The sequence below is a fragment of the Leifsonia xyli subsp. cynodontis genome (assembly GCF_050632205.1).
Taxonomy (GTDB): Bacteria; Actinomycetota; Actinomycetes; order Actinomycetales; family Microbacteriaceae; genus Leifsonia; species Leifsonia xyli_D.
In genome coordinates this window covers 723,263-740,849 of the sequence record NZ_CP192578.1, presented here as the reverse complement: position 1 = coordinate 740,849, position 17,587 = coordinate 723,263, and the positions used below count along the sequence as shown (strand labels likewise).

Annotated in this window: 16 protein-coding genes and 1 pseudogene; 8 read left to right on the top strand and 9 right to left on the bottom strand. The window is 72.1% G+C overall.

The features are described 5' to 3' along the window. The first annotated feature begins 6 nt into the window (after positions 1–6). Entirely contained in the window at positions 7–1,242 is a 1,236-nt protein-coding gene (locus ACQ86M_RS03665) for a low temperature requirement protein A (protein ID WP_431247087.1), read from the top strand. Here the strand turns inward: ACQ86M_RS03665 and ACQ86M_RS03660 are convergent. The 5 genes from ACQ86M_RS03660 to ACQ86M_RS03640 all read right to left on the bottom strand — a co-directional run bounded on the left by ACQ86M_RS03660 (position 1,197) and on the right by ACQ86M_RS03640 (position 6,521). Beyond that, positions 1,197–3,050, bottom strand: a complete 1,854-nt coding sequence (locus ACQ86M_RS03660; RefSeq protein WP_431247086.1) for a family 43 glycosylhydrolase — start codon at positions 3,048–3,050, stop codon at positions 1,197–1,199. The two genes, ACQ86M_RS03665 and ACQ86M_RS03660, sit on opposite strands and share 46 nt — an antisense overlap. Positions 3,051–3,177: 127 nt before the next feature. Next, positions 3,178–3,708 (bottom strand): DUF1269 domain-containing protein, encoded by a 531-nt coding sequence (locus ACQ86M_RS03655; protein ID WP_431247085.1) that lies wholly within the window; start codon positions 3,706–3,708, stop codon positions 3,178–3,180. A gap of 165 nt (positions 3,709–3,873) precedes the next feature. Then, positions 3,874–4,143 (bottom strand): 30S ribosomal protein S15, encoded by a 270-nt coding sequence (gene rpsO / locus ACQ86M_RS03650; protein WP_090036365.1) that lies wholly within the window; start codon positions 4,141–4,143, stop codon positions 3,874–3,876. A gap of 113 nt (positions 4,144–4,256) precedes the next feature. Continuing rightward, complete coding sequence (locus ACQ86M_RS03645; RefSeq protein ID WP_431220773.1) at positions 4,257–5,024, bottom strand: VOC family protein; 768 nt, start codon at positions 5,022–5,024, stop codon at positions 4,257–4,259. Positions 5,025–5,033: 9 nt separating this feature from the next. After that, complete coding sequence (locus ACQ86M_RS03640; RefSeq protein ID WP_431247084.1) at positions 5,034–6,521, bottom strand: PLP-dependent aminotransferase family protein; 1,488 nt, start codon at positions 6,519–6,521, stop codon at positions 5,034–5,036. A 78-nt stretch (positions 6,522–6,599) separates the two neighbouring features. On the opposite strand from ACQ86M_RS03640, the gene ACQ86M_RS03635 reads away from it, so the two are divergent. Then, complete coding sequence (locus ACQ86M_RS03635; protein ID WP_431247083.1) at positions 6,600–7,040, top strand: carboxymuconolactone decarboxylase family protein; 441 nt, start codon at positions 6,600–6,602, stop codon at positions 7,038–7,040. Positions 7,041–7,107: 67 nt separating this feature from the next. On the opposite strand, the gene ACQ86M_RS03630 is transcribed toward ACQ86M_RS03635, so the two are convergent. Beyond that, entirely contained in the window at positions 7,108–7,482 is a 375-nt protein-coding gene (locus tag ACQ86M_RS03630; RefSeq protein ID WP_431220770.1) for an FKBP-type peptidyl-prolyl cis-trans isomerase, read from the bottom strand. 369 nt (positions 7,483–7,851) lie between these two features. Beyond that, a pseudogene (locus tag ACQ86M_RS03625) lies at positions 7,852–9,245 on the bottom strand (FAD-binding oxidoreductase). Between the two features lie 94 nt (positions 9,246–9,339). Between ACQ86M_RS03625 and ACQ86M_RS03620 the strand changes: the two are divergent. The 6 genes from ACQ86M_RS03620 to ACQ86M_RS03595 all read left to right on the top strand — a co-directional run bounded on the left by ACQ86M_RS03620 (position 9,340) and on the right by ACQ86M_RS03595 (position 14,210). Continuing rightward, positions 9,340–10,956, top strand: a complete 1,617-nt coding sequence (locus ACQ86M_RS03620) for a DNA-3-methyladenine glycosylase 2 family protein (RefSeq protein ID WP_431247082.1) — start codon at positions 9,340–9,342, stop codon at positions 10,954–10,956. A gap of 9 nt (positions 10,957–10,965) precedes the next feature. After that, positions 10,966–11,730, top strand: coding sequence for a glycosyltransferase family A protein (locus ACQ86M_RS03615; RefSeq protein ID WP_431247081.1), 765 nt, complete (start codon positions 10,966–10,968; stop codon positions 11,728–11,730). A 9-nt stretch (positions 11,731–11,739) separates the two neighbouring features. Further along, a complete protein-coding gene (locus ACQ86M_RS03610) occupies positions 11,740–12,615 on the top strand; it encodes a fumarylacetoacetate hydrolase family protein (RefSeq protein WP_431220766.1) in 876 nt (291 codons plus the stop codon). 36 nt (positions 12,616–12,651) lie between these two features. Then, a complete protein-coding gene (locus ACQ86M_RS03605) occupies positions 12,652–13,560 on the top strand; it encodes an alpha/beta fold hydrolase (RefSeq protein ID WP_431220765.1) in 909 nt (302 codons plus the stop codon). Positions 13,561–13,652: 92 nt separating this feature from the next. Then, positions 13,653–13,865: a hypothetical protein gene (locus tag ACQ86M_RS03600; RefSeq protein WP_431220764.1), complete on the top strand. Its 213-nt coding sequence runs from the start codon at positions 13,653–13,655 to the stop codon at positions 13,863–13,865. A 63-nt stretch (positions 13,866–13,928) separates the two neighbouring features. After that, positions 13,929–14,210, top strand: coding sequence for a hypothetical protein (locus tag ACQ86M_RS03595; protein ID WP_431220763.1), 282 nt, complete (start codon positions 13,929–13,931; stop codon positions 14,208–14,210). 162 nt (positions 14,211–14,372) lie between these two features. On the opposite strand, the gene ACQ86M_RS03590 is transcribed toward ACQ86M_RS03595, so the two are convergent. Then, the gene (locus ACQ86M_RS03590; protein WP_431247847.1) at positions 14,373–15,896 is read right to left on the bottom strand and encodes an aspartate ammonia-lyase; all 1,524 of its coding nucleotides are present in this window, start codon (positions 15,894–15,896) and stop codon (positions 14,373–14,375) included. 165 nt (positions 15,897–16,061) lie between these two features. Continuing rightward, complete coding sequence (locus ACQ86M_RS03585) at positions 16,062–17,444, bottom strand: aldehyde dehydrogenase family protein (protein WP_431247080.1); 1,383 nt, start codon at positions 17,442–17,444, stop codon at positions 16,062–16,064. Between the last annotated feature and the right edge of the window lie 143 nt (positions 17,445–17,587).

Here is a 17,587-nt window from a genome sequence, read left to right as displayed (position 1 = left end):
GCGCACATGACCAGTGCGTTCCGCATCCCGATGACCGGGCGCTCCCTCGACGAGCAGCACCGCGTGTCCAGTCCGCTCGAGCTGCTGTTCGACCTGACGTTCGTGGTCGCGATCGCCCAGGTGGCCGGCCAGCTCGCCCACGCCGGCGAAGACGGACACCTGCTCGAGCGGTTGCCCTTCTACTTCATGGTGTTCTTCGCCATCTGGTGGGCCTGGATGAACTTCACCTGGTTCGCTTCGGCCTACGACACCGACGACGTGCCCTACCGCATCATGATCCTGGTGCAGATGGGCGGCGTGCTCGTGCTCGCCGCCGGCGTGCCCGCCGCCTTCGCCGAGGAGGACTTCACGGCGATCATCATCGGCTACCTGATCATGCGGCTGGCGCTGATCGGGCAGTGGATCCGCGCGGGCGTCGAGGATCCGGTGCACCGCACCACGGCGTTCCGCTACGCGAGCGGGATCGCCGTCGTCCAGGTGCTCTGGATCGCGTGGGGCTTCGTGCCGCCGCACGTCGCCGTCTGGTTCTTCCCCCTCGGGGCGGCGCTCGAGCTCGCGGTGCCGCTCTGGGCCGAGCGCACCGGGATGACGTCGTGGCACCCGCATCACATCGCCGAACGGTACGGCCTGTTCACCATCATCGTGCTGGGCGAATCCGTGTCGGCCTCCGCCGTCGGCGTGCAGAGCGCGCTCGCCCAGAGCGGCTTCTCGGCGAGCCTGGTGTGGATCGCCTCCGCCGGCCTGACGCTGCTGTTCGCCCTGTGGTGGCTGTACTTCCTCGAGCCCGCCGCCGAGGGACTCAGCAGCAAGCGCGGGCGATCGTTCTACTGGGGCTACGGGCACTACTTCGTCTTCGCCTCGCTGGCGGCCCTCGGGGCCGGGCTCGAGGTGGCCGTCCAGGTCGGAGCGGCCCACGGCGCGGCCTCCGAGACCGCGGTGGAGTACGCCATCGCGGTCCCGGTCGCCGTGTTCCTCGCCCTGCTCTACGTGCTGCACGCCCCGCTGGTGGCGGAGGTGGTCATCCGGCCGCTCAAGACCGGCGCCGCGATCGCGCTGGTGCTGCTGCTGCCGCTCGCCTCCCCCGCGATCGGACTCGTCGGCGTGACGATCGGCATCGCACTGGTCGCATCGGCGCTCGTGGCCGTCACCATGGTCGACCGCGCCGTCGCGGCCCGCTCCCGCGGGGCCGCCGGCCCTCAGGACCCGCTGCCGCCCCGCGGCGCGCCGTACACGCGGACGTAGTCGAACGTCGTCGTGAACCCGGCTGCGGCCATGGAGACGAGCCCCAGTCGCGGCGGCGTCGCCGAGAGCGGCGTGGTCCACGTGCCCGCGGTGTCCCACGTCGCACCGTCGTCGCGGCTGGTGTACGCCGTGTACAGGTTCTCGGTGGCCGTGTGCGTCCTCACCAGGCGCAGCGTCGTCCACTCGCCGACCGGACCGCCGACGGAGTTGCCGTACGCCGGGTAGCCCGGGCCCTCCGGCGTCTCGCGCTTGCCGAACTCGGTCTGCCGGGTCTCCCAGATCGACGTGACCGCGAGCTTCACGAAGTTCGCGTCGTCCTGGTAGATCACCAGGCCGCCCTGCGCGTAGTTCTGGCAGCAGCCGCTGCGCGGGACGGTCGTCGAGACGCGCGTCTCCACGGTGTAGTCGCCGCTCGGCAGGGCGCGCAGCGGAAGCCCGGCGGCCCCGGGGTCGGGGCCGAGGTCGGCCTGCTGCATCTGCCAGCGGAGCACGCCGTTCGACACCGACCGGGTCGAGGCGCCCGGGTCGCGCAGCCAGCTCCAGGCAGCATCCATCGCGTGACCGCCGAACTCGTCGGAGTACGCAGGCAGCTTCGGGCCGCGCGGCAGCGGGCCCGCGAACGACGGCGTGTACGCGGGCTGCTGACCGGCCACGACGGTCGGCGCCGGCTGGGGGCTGTCCGACGGTCCCGCTCCCCCGCGGACCACGGGCCAGCCGTCCTTCCAGTCGATCGGGTCCATCAGCACCGGGCGCTTGGTGTAGGTGCCGGCGCCGGCTACGTACGGGTCGGTGCGGTCAACGGCGTGGTAGAGCATCCACTCCTGCCCCGCGGCGTCGACGGCGCTCGTCACGTGTCCCGGGCCGACCCAGCGGTTGCCGTTCTGGTGCAGCACCGGGGTGCCGCCGACCCGCGAGTCGAGCAGGGAGGCGCCGGTGCGGTCGACGAAGGGGCCGGTCGGCGAGGTCGAGCGGCCGGCGAACACGCCGTACCCGGTGAGCGGCCCGTTGCAGCAGTTGGTCGCGGAGCCGAGCAGGTAGAAGTACCCGTCGTGCTGGATGACGTGCGTGCCCTCATAGCGGTTCGGGATGGCGACCTGCACCTGGCTGGCCCGGTCGGAGTGGAGGCCGTCGGCGCTCACCTTCCGGACCGAGAGGCCGCCGTAGTAACTGCCGAAGTAGAGGTAGTTCTGGCCGCCGACCGTGAGCAGTTCCGGGTCGAACACCCAGCGCCGGTCGTTCGGGTCGGTGTTGCCCGGAGCCGGCATGGGCTCGACCACCGGGCCGCCGGAGTCGGTCCACGGGCCGGCCGGGCTGTCGCTCGTCGCGACGCCGATCGCCGAACCGCCGCCGGGCGCGACGGTGTTCGTCGCCGTGTAGTAGAGCAGGTAGCGGCCGCCGACGTAGGCGACATCCGGCGCCCACATGTCGCCGTCGCCGATCCACGCCGGCCGGGTGGGGAGCGCCTCCCGCACGAAGGACCAGTGCACGAGATCGGTGGAGCGGTAGGTCGGGATGCTGGAGAAGACCAGGGAGCCGTCCGGGTTGCGCAGCGACGAGTCGACGACGTCGCGCGTGCAGTACAGGTACCAGGCCGGGTCGGACGGGCTCTGCGAGCGGATCACATCCGGGTCGGCGCACTGCTCGGCGCGCTTGCCGTTGCCGAGATCGAGCGGCAGAGGGTTGCTGTAGGTGGCGGTCGCCGCGCGCGCAGGCGCCGCGGTCGCGGCAGGCGCGACGAAGGCGGTGACGCCGACGCCGAGCGCCAGCGCTGTAACGGCCGCGAAGACCGGTCTGGACAGATGACGCATGCTGGTCGCTCTCCTTCGAGTCGGGGTGTCCGTCACACGCTACAGCGCTGTAAACCGGGTGCCAAGGGCTCGAACGCGTGAAAACGGGCCGTCGCCCGGAGGCGGCGGCCCGTTCGCGCAGGCGCGGTCACGAGTTCGCCGCTTTGGAGACCTCCTCCTCCGACTTCGCGATGGCCTCCTGCAACTTCTCGTAGTCGTCCTGGTCGATGGCCTTGGCGATGCGCTTGTCCGCCTTCACCAGGGCCTCCTCGACCTTGTCGGCCCACGTGTCGTCCACGACCGCGACGACGGCGGACGACCCCGGCGGGAGGTACTCGTCCAGGTCGACGCCCAGCTTCTTCTCGTCGTGCCGCTTCTGCAGCGCACCGATGCCGGCGCCGATGCCCGCACCGAGAGCCGTGGCGAGCAGCAGCGGAGGCGCGAACAACCCGACGACGATGCCGGCGCCCGCCCCGATCCCGGCGCCGCGGCCGACCTTGCCGGTGTCGTGCTCGGTGACCGACACCTTGCCCTCGGCGTCGCGGCTCATCACGACCGCCCCGTCGACCTTGTAGTCCCCGTCGTCCTGGCCGGCCTTGAGCGCCGCATAGTCCGACGACGCCGCCGCAGCATCCGTGTACGCGCCGACGACCAGCACCAGATTCTTGTCCGCTGCCATGGTGTTCCCCTCTCTGTCCCGTGGACCCACCCCCGGCGGGCCCTCGCGGACATAGTGACCCCGCGGCACGCCCCAGGGGAATACACGAAAAGCGGGCCGCCACCCGAAGGTGACGGCCCGCTTGCGAAGAAGTTCGCGGTATCGACCGAAGTTGTCGACCCGCCGTTATCGGCGGAGGCCGAGACGCTCGATGAGCGAGCGGTAACGGCTGATGTCGATGTCCGCCAGGTAGCCCAGCAGACGGCGACGCTGACCGACCAGCAGAAGCAGGCCACGACGCGAGTGGTGGTCGTGCTTGTGCTCCTTGAGGTGCTCGGTGAGATCCTTGATCCGCTTGGTCAGGATCGCGACCTGGACCTCGGGGGATCCGGTGTCACCGGGGTGGGTTGCGTACTCTTCGATGATCGCCTTCTTGGTGTCTGCATCCAGCGCCATAGAGGGATCCCCTTTCTGCTCGTTGCGCGGTGCCCGGGGCCGAATGCCTGGGCTCTCTTGATCCGCGGCCGTTCTGACGGCAACTGGAAGAGTCTACCAGAGCATCGCAGCGCTCAGAGCGGCTCGGGCTCCGGCTCGAGCAGCGCGAACACGGCGCCCTGCGGGTCGACGATCTCCGCCCAGCGGCCCACGCCGGGCGCGGACAGCGGCTCGGTGCGCAGGGTTCCGCCGAGGTCGGTGGCCCGCACCACCGCCGCGTCGAGGTCGGAGACGTTGAAGTAGATCAGCCAGTGCGCCGGATCGGACCCGTCGGACGTGTAGGCGCCCGCGACACTGGTCTCCCCCACGTCGAACAGCCCGTATGGCTCGTCGCCGACGCGCATCTCGCTGATCCCCACGCCGAGCACCGACTCGTAGAAGGGGAACGTCGACGCCGGGTCGCGCGCCACCAGCTCCAGCCAGTCGACCGCTCCGGGCTCGTCCCGCAGCCACGGCTCGTTGCGGTCGGTCCGCTGCCACAGGCCGAACACGGCACCGGCCGGGTCGGCGACGATGGCCAGGCGGATGCCGGGCACCGGCTCCCCCGGCTCCAGCAGCACCGAGCCTCCCGCCGCGCGCGCCGCATCCGCCGCCGCCTGCAGGTCGTCGACGGCGAAGTAGGCCGTCCACGTCGTGGGTGCGTCGGCGGACGGGAGCGGGCCGACGGCGGCGACGGCCACGCCGCGCTCGGTGGCCAGCGAGAAGTGGCCGGTCTCGGCGAGCGCCGGCCCGACATCCCACCCGAACAACTCGCGGTAGTAGGTGGCGGCGGCGGGCTGGTCGCGGCTCTGCAGGTCCACCCAGATCGGCGTTCCGTGCGGGAAGGCGGCTTCGATCGGCATGGCCACACGCTACTCGCCCGAGGGATGAGCGGGGAGAGTGGATGCGACGCGTTCGCGCTCGATCGCCTCGGCGAGCGTGCGCAGCCCGTCCGGGATCTGCGCGGCGGGGATGCCGCCGAAGCCGAGCAGCATGCCGTCCGGCCCGTCGCCGACGCGGAACCGCGACACCGGCTGCACGGCCACCCCGGCGACGGCCGCGCGCTCGGCGATGCGGCGGCCGTCGAAGGGCGCGCCGTCCCGCGCGAGGAGCGCGAGGTGGAGCCCGGCGGCGGAGGGAACCAGGTCGAGGCCGGGCAGGAGCTCGCGTGCCGACCGCTCCACCGCCCGGTGCCGCTCCTCGTACACGCGGGTCGCCGAGCGGACGTGCCGGGCGAAGGCTCCCGCGTCGAGCAGCCGCGCCATAGCACGCTGCGTCACCGTCTCGTTGTGCCAGTCCGTCAGCCGCTTGGCGTGGCGCAGGGCGGCGAGCACGGCGGGCGGTGCGATCACGAACCCCAGCCGGAGCGCGGGCAGCATCGTCTTCGAGAACGTGCCGACGTAGGCGACGCGGCCCTCCGCATCCAGCCGCTGCAGCGGGTCCAGCGGGCGCGAGCCGAAGCGGTACTCGCTGTCGTAGTCGTCCTCGATGACCACGGCGTCGTGCCGGGCCGCCCACTCCAGCAGGGCCACCCGGCGTTCCAGCGGCAGGATGCCGCCCAGCGGGAACTGGTGCGACGGCGTCACGTACACGAGACGCGCGGGCGGCAGCAGGTCGACGCGGAGGCCCTGCTCGTCGACCGGGACCGGCACCACCCGGGCTCCGCTCATCTCGAAGAGCTGGCGCACGGGCGGATAGCCCGGGTCCTCGACGGCGACCGTGTCACCGGGCCGCAGCAGCACCCGCGCGAGGAGATCGAAAGCCTGCTGAGCGCCGTTGGTCACCAGCACGTCGCCAGGGCCGGCCTCCACCGAGCGCGAGACGGCGAGGTGGCGCGCGACACCCTCACGCAGCCGCTCCACGCCGGCCGGGTCGTCGTAGGAGGCGGTGCGGACGAAGCCCCCGCGCAGCTCGGCCGCGACATACGAGCGCCACGTCTCGAGCGGGAAGAGCGCGGGGTCGGGAGAGCCGATGCTGAAGTCGTAGGCGATCGGGCGCGGCTCCACCCACAGCGGGTCGTGGATGTCGCGCCAGGCCGGTGCCGGCCGTGCTGCGCCACGGCGGCGAGGCGACCGGCCGTCGCGCTCGCGTTCGCCTCCGTGCCCGCGCCCGCCCCGACCGCCGTCATAGGCGACGAAGGTGCCCGCGCCCACGCGCGTCGCCAGGTATCCCTCCGCGGTGAGACGTTCGTACGCGGTGGAGACGGTCGAGCGCGAGACATCGAGCCGCTTCGCGAGTTCGCGCGTCGCCGGGAGCCGCTCGCCGTGGCGGAGGCGCCCATCCAGTACCGCCTCCCGCAGCTGGCGGTAGATGCGCTCCGCGCGGTCACCGCGAGCGCCGATGGCGACGTGCAGGTCCACGGCCCTCCCGAGTGGTCTGATCAGAACCGGTCCGAATGGATCTTACAGCGAGCCAATCCCGTCCGTAGCGTTGCAGGCATGACAGAACGAATCCAGATCCCCTCCGTGGCCCCCGAGGGGTACCGCAAGGTCATCAACCTCGACGGGTACGTCGGCACGAAGGTCGAGGAGCCGCTCGGCGACCTCGTCAAGCTCCGCGCCTCGCAGATCAACGGCTGCACCTACTGCGTCGACATGCACTCCGTCGACCTGCAGGGCCGCGGCGTCCCGCTGCGCAAGGTGTTCGCCGTGGTGACGTGGCGCGAGTCGCCGTGGTTCACCGACCGCGAGAGGGTCGCTCTCGAACTCACGGAGGCCATCACGCTCATCCACCAGGACGGCGTACCGGACGACCTCTACCAGCGCGCGCTGGCCGAGTTCGGGGAGGACGGGCTGGCCGACCTCATCCTGGCGATCGCGACCATCAACGTCTGGAACCGCATCGCCATCCCGACGCTGATGCAGCCGGCGGCGCTCTGAACCCGCAGCAGGACGACGAAGCGCTCCCCCGGTGGCCGGAGGAGCGCTTCGTCGTGCGGGGGCCGGCTCAGCTGACGCCGAGCAGGTCGATCACGAAGATGAGGGTCTTGCCCGACAGCGGGTGACCGCCGCCGGCCGGGCCGTACGCGAGCGCCGGCGGGACGGTGAGCTTGCGGCGTCCGCCGACCTTCATGCCGGGGATGCCGTCCTGCCAGCCCTTGATGAGGTTGTTCAGCGGGAAGTTGATGGACTGACCGCGGCTCCACGACGAGTCGAACTCCTCGCCGGTCTCGTACTCGACGCCGAGGTAGTGCACGTCGACCTTGGAGCCGGGGGTGGCCTCGGCGCCGGTGCCCTCGACGATGTCGACGATCTCGAGCGTCGCGGGAGCCGGGCCCTCGGGCGCGTCGACTTCGGGCTTCTGGTTGGTGTTCTCTGCCATACGACCATCCAACCGGTGCGGCGCGACCGCGTCAAAGCGCGTTCGCTGACCGCGCACCGCCGATCGGGGGTTGCGCTCGCCGGGCGGCAGGAGCATCCTTAAGGCCATAACTCGAACCCCCGGGAGAGCTGCAGGCATCGCCGCACCACCGGGGGTCGAGTCCGTTAAGGGCGGTGGCGCGGGCCGCCGCGCCTCCGCCTCCCGCCTCCCCGTCGAGTGGCGAGCAGATGTCACCACTCGGCGCGGATTCGCGCGTCTACTCACCGGTCGGCGGGAGGGCGCTCGCGCGACCATGCGCGAGTGGTGAGCAGATGTCACCACCGGGCGCGGATTCGCGCGTCTACTCACCACTCGGCGGGAGGACGGGCGTCAGGCGCCGAAGACCTTGCCGGGGTTCAGGATGCCGAGCGGGTCGAAGACGGACTTCAGCTTCACCTGCAGCTCGTACGAGTCCGGTCCGACCTCGTCGGCCAGCCACCGCCGCTTCAGCACACCGACGCCGTGCTCACCGGTCAACGTCCCGCCCAGCTCGATCGCGGTGCGGAACAGGTCGTTCGCCGCGTCCCACACCTCCGCCGGCACGGTGTCGCCGGTGTAGACGAAGTTGGGATGCAGGTTGCCGTCGCCCGCGTGCGCGACGGTGGGGATGGGGATGCCGTACCGCTCGGAGATCCGCTCGATCGCCGCGAACATCTCGGGCATGCGCGAGCGCGGCACGGCGACGTCCTCGATCAGCACCTCGCCGCCGGCGGCGAGCGCCGGGTGGAACGCGCGGCGCAGCGCGAGCAGCCGCTCCCCTCCTCCGGGTCGGCCGCGACGCGCACCGTCCCGCCGGTCTCGGCCAGCAGACGGCCGGCGTGCTCCGCATCCGCTGCGGCGGACGGTCCGTCGAACCGCACCAGCAGGTACGACGCGCCGCTGCTCGCACCGAACGCCTCCTCGATGCGCTCACGCCCGAGGTACGCCGAGATCCGCTCCAGCGCCGGGGCATCGAGCAGCTCCATCACGGCGGGCCGGAGCTGCGCCGCCGTGATGCGGGCGGACGCGCCGGCGGCCGCGCGCACGTCTGCGAACAGCCCGCCGAGGGTCACCGGCTCTCCGGGCGGGATCGGCTGGACGCGCACGGTCGCCTCGACGATCACTCCGAGGGTGCCCTCCGAACCGACGAACAGCGCGGTGAGGTCGTACCCGGTCACGCCCTTGACGGTGCGATGCCCGGTGCGGAGGACGCGCCCGTCGGCCAGCACGACGGTCAGCCCGAGCACCGCCTCCCGGGTCACGCCGTACTTGGCGCAGAGCAGGCCGCCGGCGTTGGTGGCGATGTTGCCGCCGACCGTCGAGATGGCCCTGCTGGCCGGATCCGGCGCGAAGAAGAGTCCGTAGGGTTCGAGCGCCGCGTTGAGGTCGCTGTTGACGACGCCGGGCTCGACGACCGCGAGCTGGTCCTCCGCCGAGATCTCGAGGATGCGGTTCATGCCCGAGACGTCGAGCACGAGGGATCCCTCGGTACCGTTGGCGCCGCCGGCGAGACCGGTGCCCGCACCGCGCGGCACGACGGGGATGCGGAACTCGCTGGCCGCCCGCAGGGCCGCCTGCACGTGCTCCACCGAGCGGGCGTTGACGATGGCGCGCGGCGTGCCGGGTGCGACCCAGCCGGAGCGATCGGTGCGCGCCGCATCCAGCAGGGCCGGGTCGGTGGTGAGCACGCCCTCGGCGAGCGCCTCCTCGCCGAGCGCAGCGGAGAGCCAGTCCAGAACATCCATGCCCTCAGGCTACCGAGGGGCGGCAGCGGGACGACGCGCGGGTCATGTCCGATTCCCGCTATCGCGTGTCGGTGGCGGGTGTCAGGCTGGAGGCATGAGCACGGTCGACCACACCATCCCGCACCCCGCCGCGAGCCGGGGCGACGGCCCGCTGGCCGACCCCGTCTTCGCGGAGCGGTACCGCGCGATGAGCGCCCGCGATGCGCGCTTCGACGGGCAGTTCATCACCGGTGTGCATTCCACCGGCATCTACTGCCGCCCGAGTTGCCCGGCGGTCACGCCGAAGCCCGGCAACGTCTCCTTCTACCTCACGGCCGCCGCCGCCCACGAAGCCGGATTGCGCGCCTGCAAGCGCTGCCTGCCCGACGCGGTCCCCGGATCGCCCGAGTGGAACGTGCGCGACGACCTCGCCGCGCGCGCCATGCGCCTCATCGCCGACGGCACGGTCGAGCGGGAGGGCGTGCCCGGGCTGGCGCGCCGCCTGGGCTACACGGCGCGCCACCTGAACCGGGTGCTCACCGCCGAGCTCGGTGCCGGTCCGCTCGCGCTGGCCCGGGCGCACCGCGCTCAGACCGCGCGGCTGCTGCTGACCGGCACGGACCTCCCGATCACCGACGTCGCCTTCGCGGCCGGCTTCAACAGCGTCCGGCAGTTCAACGAGACGATCTCCGAGGTCTACCGCCTCACACCGGGAGCGCTGCGCTCCACCGCACGCCACGCCTCCGGGGCCTTCGCCCAGCACGCACCCGAAGCCGTGACGCTGAGCGTGCGACTGCCCGCACGCGCCCCGTTCGACGGGGAGGCGGTGATCGCCTTCCTCGCCGCCCGCTCGATCGAGGGCGTCGAGGCGGCCACGACGGGCGGCGACGCGGCCGGCCCCGGGTACGCCCGCGCCCTGCGGCTGCCCCATGGCCCCGCGGCCGTGCGCCTGACGCTCACCGGCACCGCCCATGCTCCCGCGGTGCAGTGCGACGCCACCCTCTCCGATGTGGCGGATCTCGCGCCGCTGGTCGCGCGCGTGCGGCGGCTGCTCGATCTCGACGCCGACGCCGAGGCGATCGACGCCGCCCTCGCCGCCGACCCGGCGCTTGCGCCGAGCGTCGCGGCGACCCCGGGCCTGCGGCTGCCGGGCGCGGTGGATGCGGACGAGATCGTGTTCCGCGCGCTCGTCGGCCAGCAGGTGTCGGTGGCGGCCGCCCGCACCGCCCTCGCCCGCCTGACCGAGGCGCTGGGCGAACCGATCGCGCTGGCCGCGCCGGGCGGGGACGCACGCGGCACGGATGCCGCGCATCCCACCTCCTTCACCCGCCTCTTCCCGACCGCCGTCGCCATCGCCGAGCACGGCCGCGAGGTGCTCCGCGGTCCCGGCCGGCGGATCGACGCGATCGTCGGCGTCGCGACCGCGCTGGCCGACGGCAGCCTGACCATCGACGTGGGCGAGTCGCGCGAGGAGCTGGAGCGGCGCCTGCTGGCGCTCCCCGGCATCGGGCCGTGGACCGCCGGGTACGTCGCGATGCGCGTGCTCGGCAGCCCGGATGTCCTGCTCACCGGCGACCTCGCGCTCCGCCAGGGCGCCGCCCGGCTCGGCCTGCCCTCCGAGCCGCGGGAGCTCGCCGCCTACGGGACGCGGTGGGCGCCGTGGCGCAGCTACGCCGGGCTCCATCTGTGGAAGAACGCCGCGGCGCCCGGCCCGGCCCCGCACGCAGCGTAAGGTCGGAGCGTGCCCACCGTCTCCGTCGTCATCCCCGTGCTGGACGACTCCGCGATGCTCGCCCGCTGCCTCGCCGACCTGGCCGCCCAGCTGCGGCCGGCCGACGAGATCGTGGTGGTCGACAACGGCAGCGCCGACGACACCGTCGCGGTCGCGCGCGCCGCCGGCGTCCGCGTCATCGAGCAGCGGCTGCGCGGAATCTGGCCGGCAGCGGCGGCGGGCTACGACGCCGCGACCGGCGACATCATCGCGCGTCTCGACGCCGACTCCCGGCCCCCGGCGGACTGGCTGCTGCACCTGGAGGCGGAGCTCGTCGACTCCCCCGAGGTCGACGTGCTGACCGGTCGCGGGATCTTCTACGACGGGAACCCCGTCGTCGCGGCCCTCGGCCAGGTGATGTACATCGGCGGCTACTTCTGGTCGATGGGACTGTGGCTCGGCAACTCCCCGATCTTCGGCTCCAACTTCGCGATGCGCTCCGAGGTCTGGCACGACGTCCGCACGCGCGTGCACCGCGACCGCGGCGACATCCACGACGATCTGGACCTCTCCCTCCACCTCGACCTGGATGCGGTGGTCCGCTACGACGAGAACCTCACGGTCGGCATCTCCGCGCGCCCGTTCTCCACCTGGGGCGGTTTCGGCCGGCGCCTGCGCTGGGCCTACACGACACTCAGCCTTCACCTGCCGGAGCAGTCGCCCTGGCGGCGCCGGATCGCGCGGCGACGGCAGCGGGACGGGCTCGGTTCGGCCCCGCCCTCGGAAGCCCGATAGCCTGTATCGGTGAGATTCTCGCACCTCAGCACCGACGCCGATCCCGCCCCCCGACTGGCCGTCGTCATCGGAGACGGAGCCCTCTTCCTCGACGAGGTCATGGAGGACGCGCCGCGGGACCTGCAGGAGCTGATCGAGCGGGGCGACGCCGGCCTGGCCGAGGTGCGCCGGGTGGTCGCGGAGGCGGAGAAGCGCGATCTGGAGCTGCCGCCCGTGCACGGTCTGCGTCACGCGTCCGCTGTGCTGCGGCCTCCGCACGTGATCGCCATCGGCGCGAACTACGCCGCGCACGCCTCCGAGCTGAAGCTGCGCAGCGAGAAGGCCGCGACCGTCTTCAACCTGTGGCCCAACTCCCTCGCCGGGCACGGCGGCACGACCGCCTGGCCGGCCGACCTCTCCACGCAGGTCGACTACGAGGCCGAGCTCGGGGTCATCATCGGCAAGCCGGCGCGCAACGTGCCGGTGCGGGACGCGCTCGACTACGTGTGGGGCTACACGGTCGTCAACGACATCACCGCCCGCGACCTGCAGTTCTCGGAGGCGCAGTGGTCGCGCTGCAAGTCGTTCGACGGCTTCACGCCCACCGGCCCGGTCGTCGTCACGGCGGACGAGATCCCCGACCCGCAGGACCTGTGGCTGACGACGAACGTCGACGGCGCCATCCTGCAGGATGCGTCCACCGCCGACATGGTGCGCAGCGTCCCGGAGCTCATCGAGTTCCTGTCGCGCTCGGCGACCATCCCGCCGGGGACCCTCATCTCGACCGGAAGTCCGGGCGGCGCGGGCTACTCGCGCACCCCTCCCGTGTTCCTGCGCGACCGCTCCACCGTCACCGTCTCGATCGGCGGGATCGGCTACCTCACCACGTACTGCCGCGTCACCTGATCGCGGCGCACCGCGACGGTGAGCTACCGTAGCCTCGTGTCGATCGGGGAACGGCGGTTCGTGGCGGGCGGTGACGACGATGCCGCCCGGCTGGATGCCGCGCTGCCCGATATCGACTGGTCGGTCGCACCGGTCGGGACGGTGTTCTCCCGCTTTCCCGCACCGAGCGGCGAGCTGGCGGTCGCCTCGCTCGGCGACCCCGCCGATCCGCGGGTGGTGCTCGTCCCCGGGGTCACCGGGTCGAAGGAGGACTTCTACCTCCTCGCGCCCATCCTCGTCGCCGCCGGCTACTACGTGCAGAGCTACGACCTGGCCGGCCAGTACGAGTCCGCCGACGCCGGCCCTCCGCCCGGCGAGCGCTACACCTACCCGCTGCTGACCGGCGACCTCGTCGCCTTCCTGCGCGACGGCGGGGCCGCCCACGTGCTCGGCTACTCGTTCGCGGGCGTGCTCGCGCAGCTCGCGCTGGTGACGCATCCCGAGCTGTTCCGGTCGCTCACCCTGCTGACCGCTCCCCCGGAGCCGGGTCAGGCGTTCCGCGGCGTGCGGATCATCGGCTGGCTCAGCTGGCTGACCACCGCCCACCAGAGCGCGTCGCTGATGATCTGGGGCATCACGACGAACAAGAACCGGGTCTCCGACAGCCGCCTGGCGTTCGTCCGATCGCGGTTCGCGCTGACGCGGCGCTCCAGCGTCGACGACATGGTCGGTCTCATGAAGCGGGTGCCGGATGTGCGTGCCCGCGTCGCGGCGAGCGGCATCCCGGTGCTGGTGGTGACCGGCGACCACGACCTGTGGCCGACGCACCTGCACGCCGCCAACGCGAAGGCCCTGCACGGCCGCCTGGCCGTCTACCGCACCGGCCACAGCCCGTGCGAGACCGCGCCCCACCAGCTGGGCCGCGACATGATCGCGCTGTTCCGCGAGGCGGAGTCCCGGGGCTGACGGCCGCCAGCGGACCCCTCGTTCTGGGGGTTCGTCGACCGCCGCCTCCGGGAGGCACCATTGCGGTGCAGCGAGGAGGATGGGATGAAGAGATGTCCGAGGATGATTTCCTCCACCCGCCCCACGCGCCGCGGCTGCGCGAACATGTCGGGATGATCCGCTGGCAGCGCACCGGAGACGGCGAATGGTCGATGGAGACGGCGCGCGGGCAGTACGTCGGCGGGGACAGCCACGTCTGGCGCGTGCGCCTCTATTCGGGGATCGAGCTGGAGTACGACCTGGACACCTGGGCGCCGTTCCAGTGAGCCGCTGACTGCCCCTTGCACGGGGGCTCGTGCAAGGGGCATGCACGCCTCTAGTGTTCGAGCATGGCGCAGCCGGGAGACGACTCGTGGATGCTCCGATGCGTCCTCGTCGCCGCGGACGGCACCGAGACGGTGATCGACGTCCCCGCCCTGGTGGACGCGCCGCCCGTCCGGGTGCGCGTGCCCGCGCCGTGGGAGGGCGCGGCCGCGCTCGACGTCTACGGCTTCTCGCACCTGCGCGGCTCCCCGCCGGAAGCCGTCTACACCTACCTCACGACCGAACCGCGGACCACCGACGACCTGTCCGGCGGTCCGGGCGAGGTCGGTCCCTCGCTGCCCGGATGACGGCGTGCGGCCGGGGAGCCCCCGAATAGGCTCTTCACCCGGCCGCACCGCCCAGCCCGGGTGCGAGGCAGCGAGAATCGTTCACCACCCGGACGCACCCAGCCTCCTGCACGGCGCCCGCTGCCGGAAAGACAGCGACTCTGAGCAGTGGGCCGCCAGCGGCTACTCGCCTTCCTGGCGCGCCTCGGCGATCGCGTCCGCCTCGACGACCGGGATGGCCGTGGTGATCACCTCGAGCCCGCTGAGGCGCGCCGGGGACAGGAGTCGGGTGACCTCCTCGCGGCTCATCAGCTTGGCGTCGACGACCAGGTCGGCCACGTTGTGCCCCGTGAGGAGGGCCGACTTCGCCAGCGCGGCCGCGGCGGCGTAGCCGATGTGCGGGGTGAGCGCCGTGATGACGCCGACCGACGAGCCGACCATGGCGCCCAGGCGCTCCTCGTTGGCGGTGATGCCGTCGACGCAGTTGATGCGGAGCGTGCGGAACCCTTGCGTCATCCAGGTGATGCTCTGCATCAGCGAGTGCGCGATGACCGGCTCGAAGGCGTTGAGCTGCAGCTGGCCGCCCTCCGCCGCCATGGTGACCGTCACATCCGCGCCGGCGACCGAGAAGGCCACCTGGTTGACGACCTCGGGGATGACCGGGTTGACCTTGCCGGGCATGATGCTCGAGCCCGCCTGGCGCGCCGGGAGGTTGATCTCGCCGAGACCGGCCTGCGGGCCGGAGGAGAGCAGGCGCAGATCGTTGCAGATCTTCGACAGCTTGATCGCGCTGCGCTTCAGCGACCCCGAGAACGACATGAAGGCGCCGGCGTCGCTGGTCGACTCGATCAGGTCGGGTGCGGTCTCGAGGTTGAGGCCGGTGATCTCGTTGAGGTGGCGGACGGCTGCGGAGGCGTAGCCCGGGTCCGCCGTGATGCCGGTGCCGATGGCGGTGGCTCCGAGGTTGATCTCGGCGAGCAGCCACTTGGTCTCGGTGAGACGGGCGTGGTCCTCGGTCAGCGTCGTGGCGAAGCCGTGGAACTCCTGCCCCAGGGTCATGGGCACCGCATCCTGCAGCTGGGTCCGGCCGACCTTCAGGATGTTGCGGAACTCCTCGCCCTTGCGCAGGAACGAGTCGCGCAGCAGCGCCAGTTCGTCGAGCAGGTGCGCCAGCGCGAACGTCAGTCCGATCTTGATCGCGGTCGGGTACGTGTCGTTGGTGCTCTGGCTGCGGTTGACGTCGTCGATCGGGTGCAGGTGGGCGTAGTCGCCCTTCGGGTGGCCGTCGAGCTCGAGCGCGATGTTGGCGATGACCTCGTTGGCGTTCATGTTCGTCGACGTACCCGCGCCGCCCTGCATGACGCCGACCACGAACTGGTCGTGGAACCGGCCGTCGATGATGAGCTGGCAGGCCCGGTCGATCAACTCGGCCTTGTGCGGCTCGAGCACGCCGATCTCCAGGTTCGCGCGGGCCGCGGCCTGCTTCACGCTGGCGAGCGCGACGACGAGGTCGGGGTAGACCGAGATGGGCCGCTTGGCGATCGGGAAGTTCTCGAGCGCCCGCGAGGTGTGGACGCCCCAGTAGGCGTCCGCGGGGATCTCGCGGCTGCCGAGCGAGTCGGTCTCGGTTCGGGTGGGACGGCCCTCGGCGCTCGGGGTCGGGACGTCGGACACGTTCTCGGATGCGTCGATGAGGGATTCGTCCATGGTTGCTGTCGGGTTCACGGTTGGCACCGTTGCCTCTCGTTGTGCGTTGGCATGCGATCTGACCGGACGTTCGTGGCCTCCGGCAGTGCCGAGCCTACCCCTGGGCACTTCGGCCCCGGTGGACGAGTTGTACGGCATCCAGCGCCACTCTCGACACCGTGTCGATCATCCGAGCTTGCGCAGCAGACCCCGCGCGAACCGGTCCTTGGCCTCGCTGTACGGCGGGTAGATCAACTGCAGCGTGTCCGGGCTGAGCGACTTGCTGAGCACCGCCTTCTCGTGGCTGAACGTGCGCAGCGACCGCTCCCCGTGATAGGCCCCCGAGCCGCTCTCCCCGACTCCGCCGAAGGGCAGCCCCGCGACGGCCAGGTGCGCGGCGGGCACCCCGAAGCCGACCGCGCCGGAGCTGGTCTCGGTCAGGATGCGGCGGCGCACGTCGGCGCGCGATGTGAAGACGTAGAGCGCCAAAGGCTTGTCGCCGGCCCGGATGAAGCGGATGGCGTCATCCAGCCCGTCCACCGGCAGGATGGGCAGGATCGGCCCGAAGATCTCCTCGGCCATCGCCGGGGCGTCGGGCGCCACGTCCGTGAGCACCGTCGGCGCAAGGTAGCGTGTCTCCGCGTCGTGCTCGCCGCCCACTGCCGCGGTGCCCGAGCCGAGCATCCCGGTCAGCCGCGCGAACTGCCGGTCGTTCACGATGCGGCCGTAGTCGGGGCTCTGGGCGGGGTCGTCCCCGTAGAGCTCACGGACGGCGTCGCGGAGGGCCGTCGCCAGCCGGGGCGCCACGTCGCGGTCGGCGAGCACATAGTCGGGGGCGACGCAGGTCTGCCCGGCGTTCATGAACTTGCCCCAGGCGATGCGCCGGGCCGCGGCAGCGACATCCACGGTGCCGTCGACGTAGACCGGTGACTTGCCGCCGAGTTCCAGCGTGACCGGCGTGAGGTGCTCGACCGCGGCGGCCGAGACGATGCGGCCGACGCGGCCATTGCCCGTGTAGAAGATGTGGTCCCAGCGTTGCGCGAGCAGGTCGGTGGTGTCCTCCACCCCGCCCTCGACGACCGCGACCGCGCGGGTGTCCAGGTACTGCGGGACGAGCCGGGCCATCGCCGCGGAGGTCGCGGGCGCCAGCTCGCTCGGCTTCAGCACGACGGCGTTCCCGGCGGCCAGGGCGCCGACCAGCGGGGCGAGCAACAGCTGCACCGGATAGTTCCAGGGCGCGATGACGAGCACCACGCCGACCGGTTCCAGGATGGTGGCCGCGCGAGCGGGCAGCAGGGCGCCCGGGACGCGGACGCGGCGCGGACGCAGCCAGCGGCGCAGTTGCTTCAGGGTGTGATCGATCTCGCCCACCACGAAGCCGAGCTCGGCGATCTGCGACTCGGTCGGGTTCTTCGCGAGGTCGGCCAGCAGGGCGTCCTCGAACTCGGCGGCGCGCTCGGTGAGCATGCGGCGGAGCGCCCGCAGTTGGGCTAGCCGCCAGGCGAGCGGCTTGGTGACCCCTCGCTCGAAGGCGGACCGGAGCTCCTCGACCGTGCGCGCGTGCGTCATGCGCCCATCCTAGAGACGGAGGTCGGGCGATCCGCAGCGCGCGGGCGGAAACGGAGGACGATCGCGCGGCTCGCGGCCGCCGCATCCTGCGTTCCCTGCGACACGCCGTGCCGCGGTCGGCGCATTCCTCCCGTTCCGTCAGG

Bases quoted from the DNA above. Each gene is read 5' to 3' on its own strand.
- ACQ86M_RS03590 (WP_431247847.1), bottom strand. From the start codon at position 15,896: ATGGACGAATCCCTCATCGACGCATCCGAGAACGTGTCCGACGTCCCG.
- ACQ86M_RS03665 (WP_431247087.1), top strand. From the start codon at position 7: ATGACCAGTGCGTTCCGCATCCCGATGACCGGGCGCTCCCTCGACGAG.
- ACQ86M_RS03630 (WP_431220770.1), bottom strand. From the start codon at position 7,482: ATGGCAGAGAACACCAACCAGAAGCCCGAAGTCGACGCGCCCGAGGGC.
- ACQ86M_RS03585 (WP_431247080.1), bottom strand. From the start codon at position 17,444: ATGACGCACGCGCGCACGGTCGAGGAGCTCCGGTCCGCCTTCGAGCGA.
- ACQ86M_RS03635 (WP_431247083.1), top strand. From the start codon at position 6,600: ATGACAGAACGAATCCAGATCCCCTCCGTGGCCCCCGAGGGGTACCGC.
- ACQ86M_RS03655 (WP_431247085.1), bottom strand. From the start codon at position 3,708: ATGGCAGCGGACAAGAATCTGGTGCTGGTCGTCGGCGCGTACACGGAT.
- ACQ86M_RS03645 (WP_431220773.1), bottom strand. From the start codon at position 5,024: ATGCCGATCGAAGCCGCCTTCCCGCACGGAACGCCGATCTGGGTGGAC.
- ACQ86M_RS03620 (WP_431247082.1), top strand. From the start codon at position 9,340: ATGAGCACGGTCGACCACACCATCCCGCACCCCGCCGCGAGCCGGGGC.
- ACQ86M_RS03595 (WP_431220763.1), top strand. From the start codon at position 13,929: ATGGCGCAGCCGGGAGACGACTCGTGGATGCTCCGATGCGTCCTCGTC.
- ACQ86M_RS03600 (WP_431220764.1), top strand. From the start codon at position 13,653: ATGTCCGAGGATGATTTCCTCCACCCGCCCCACGCGCCGCGGCTGCGC.
- ACQ86M_RS03660 (WP_431247086.1), bottom strand. From the start codon at position 3,050: ATGCGTCATCTGTCCAGACCGGTCTTCGCGGCCGTTACAGCGCTGGCG.
- rpsO (WP_090036365.1), bottom strand. From the start codon at position 4,143: ATGGCGCTGGATGCAGACACCAAGAAGGCGATCATCGAAGAGTACGCA.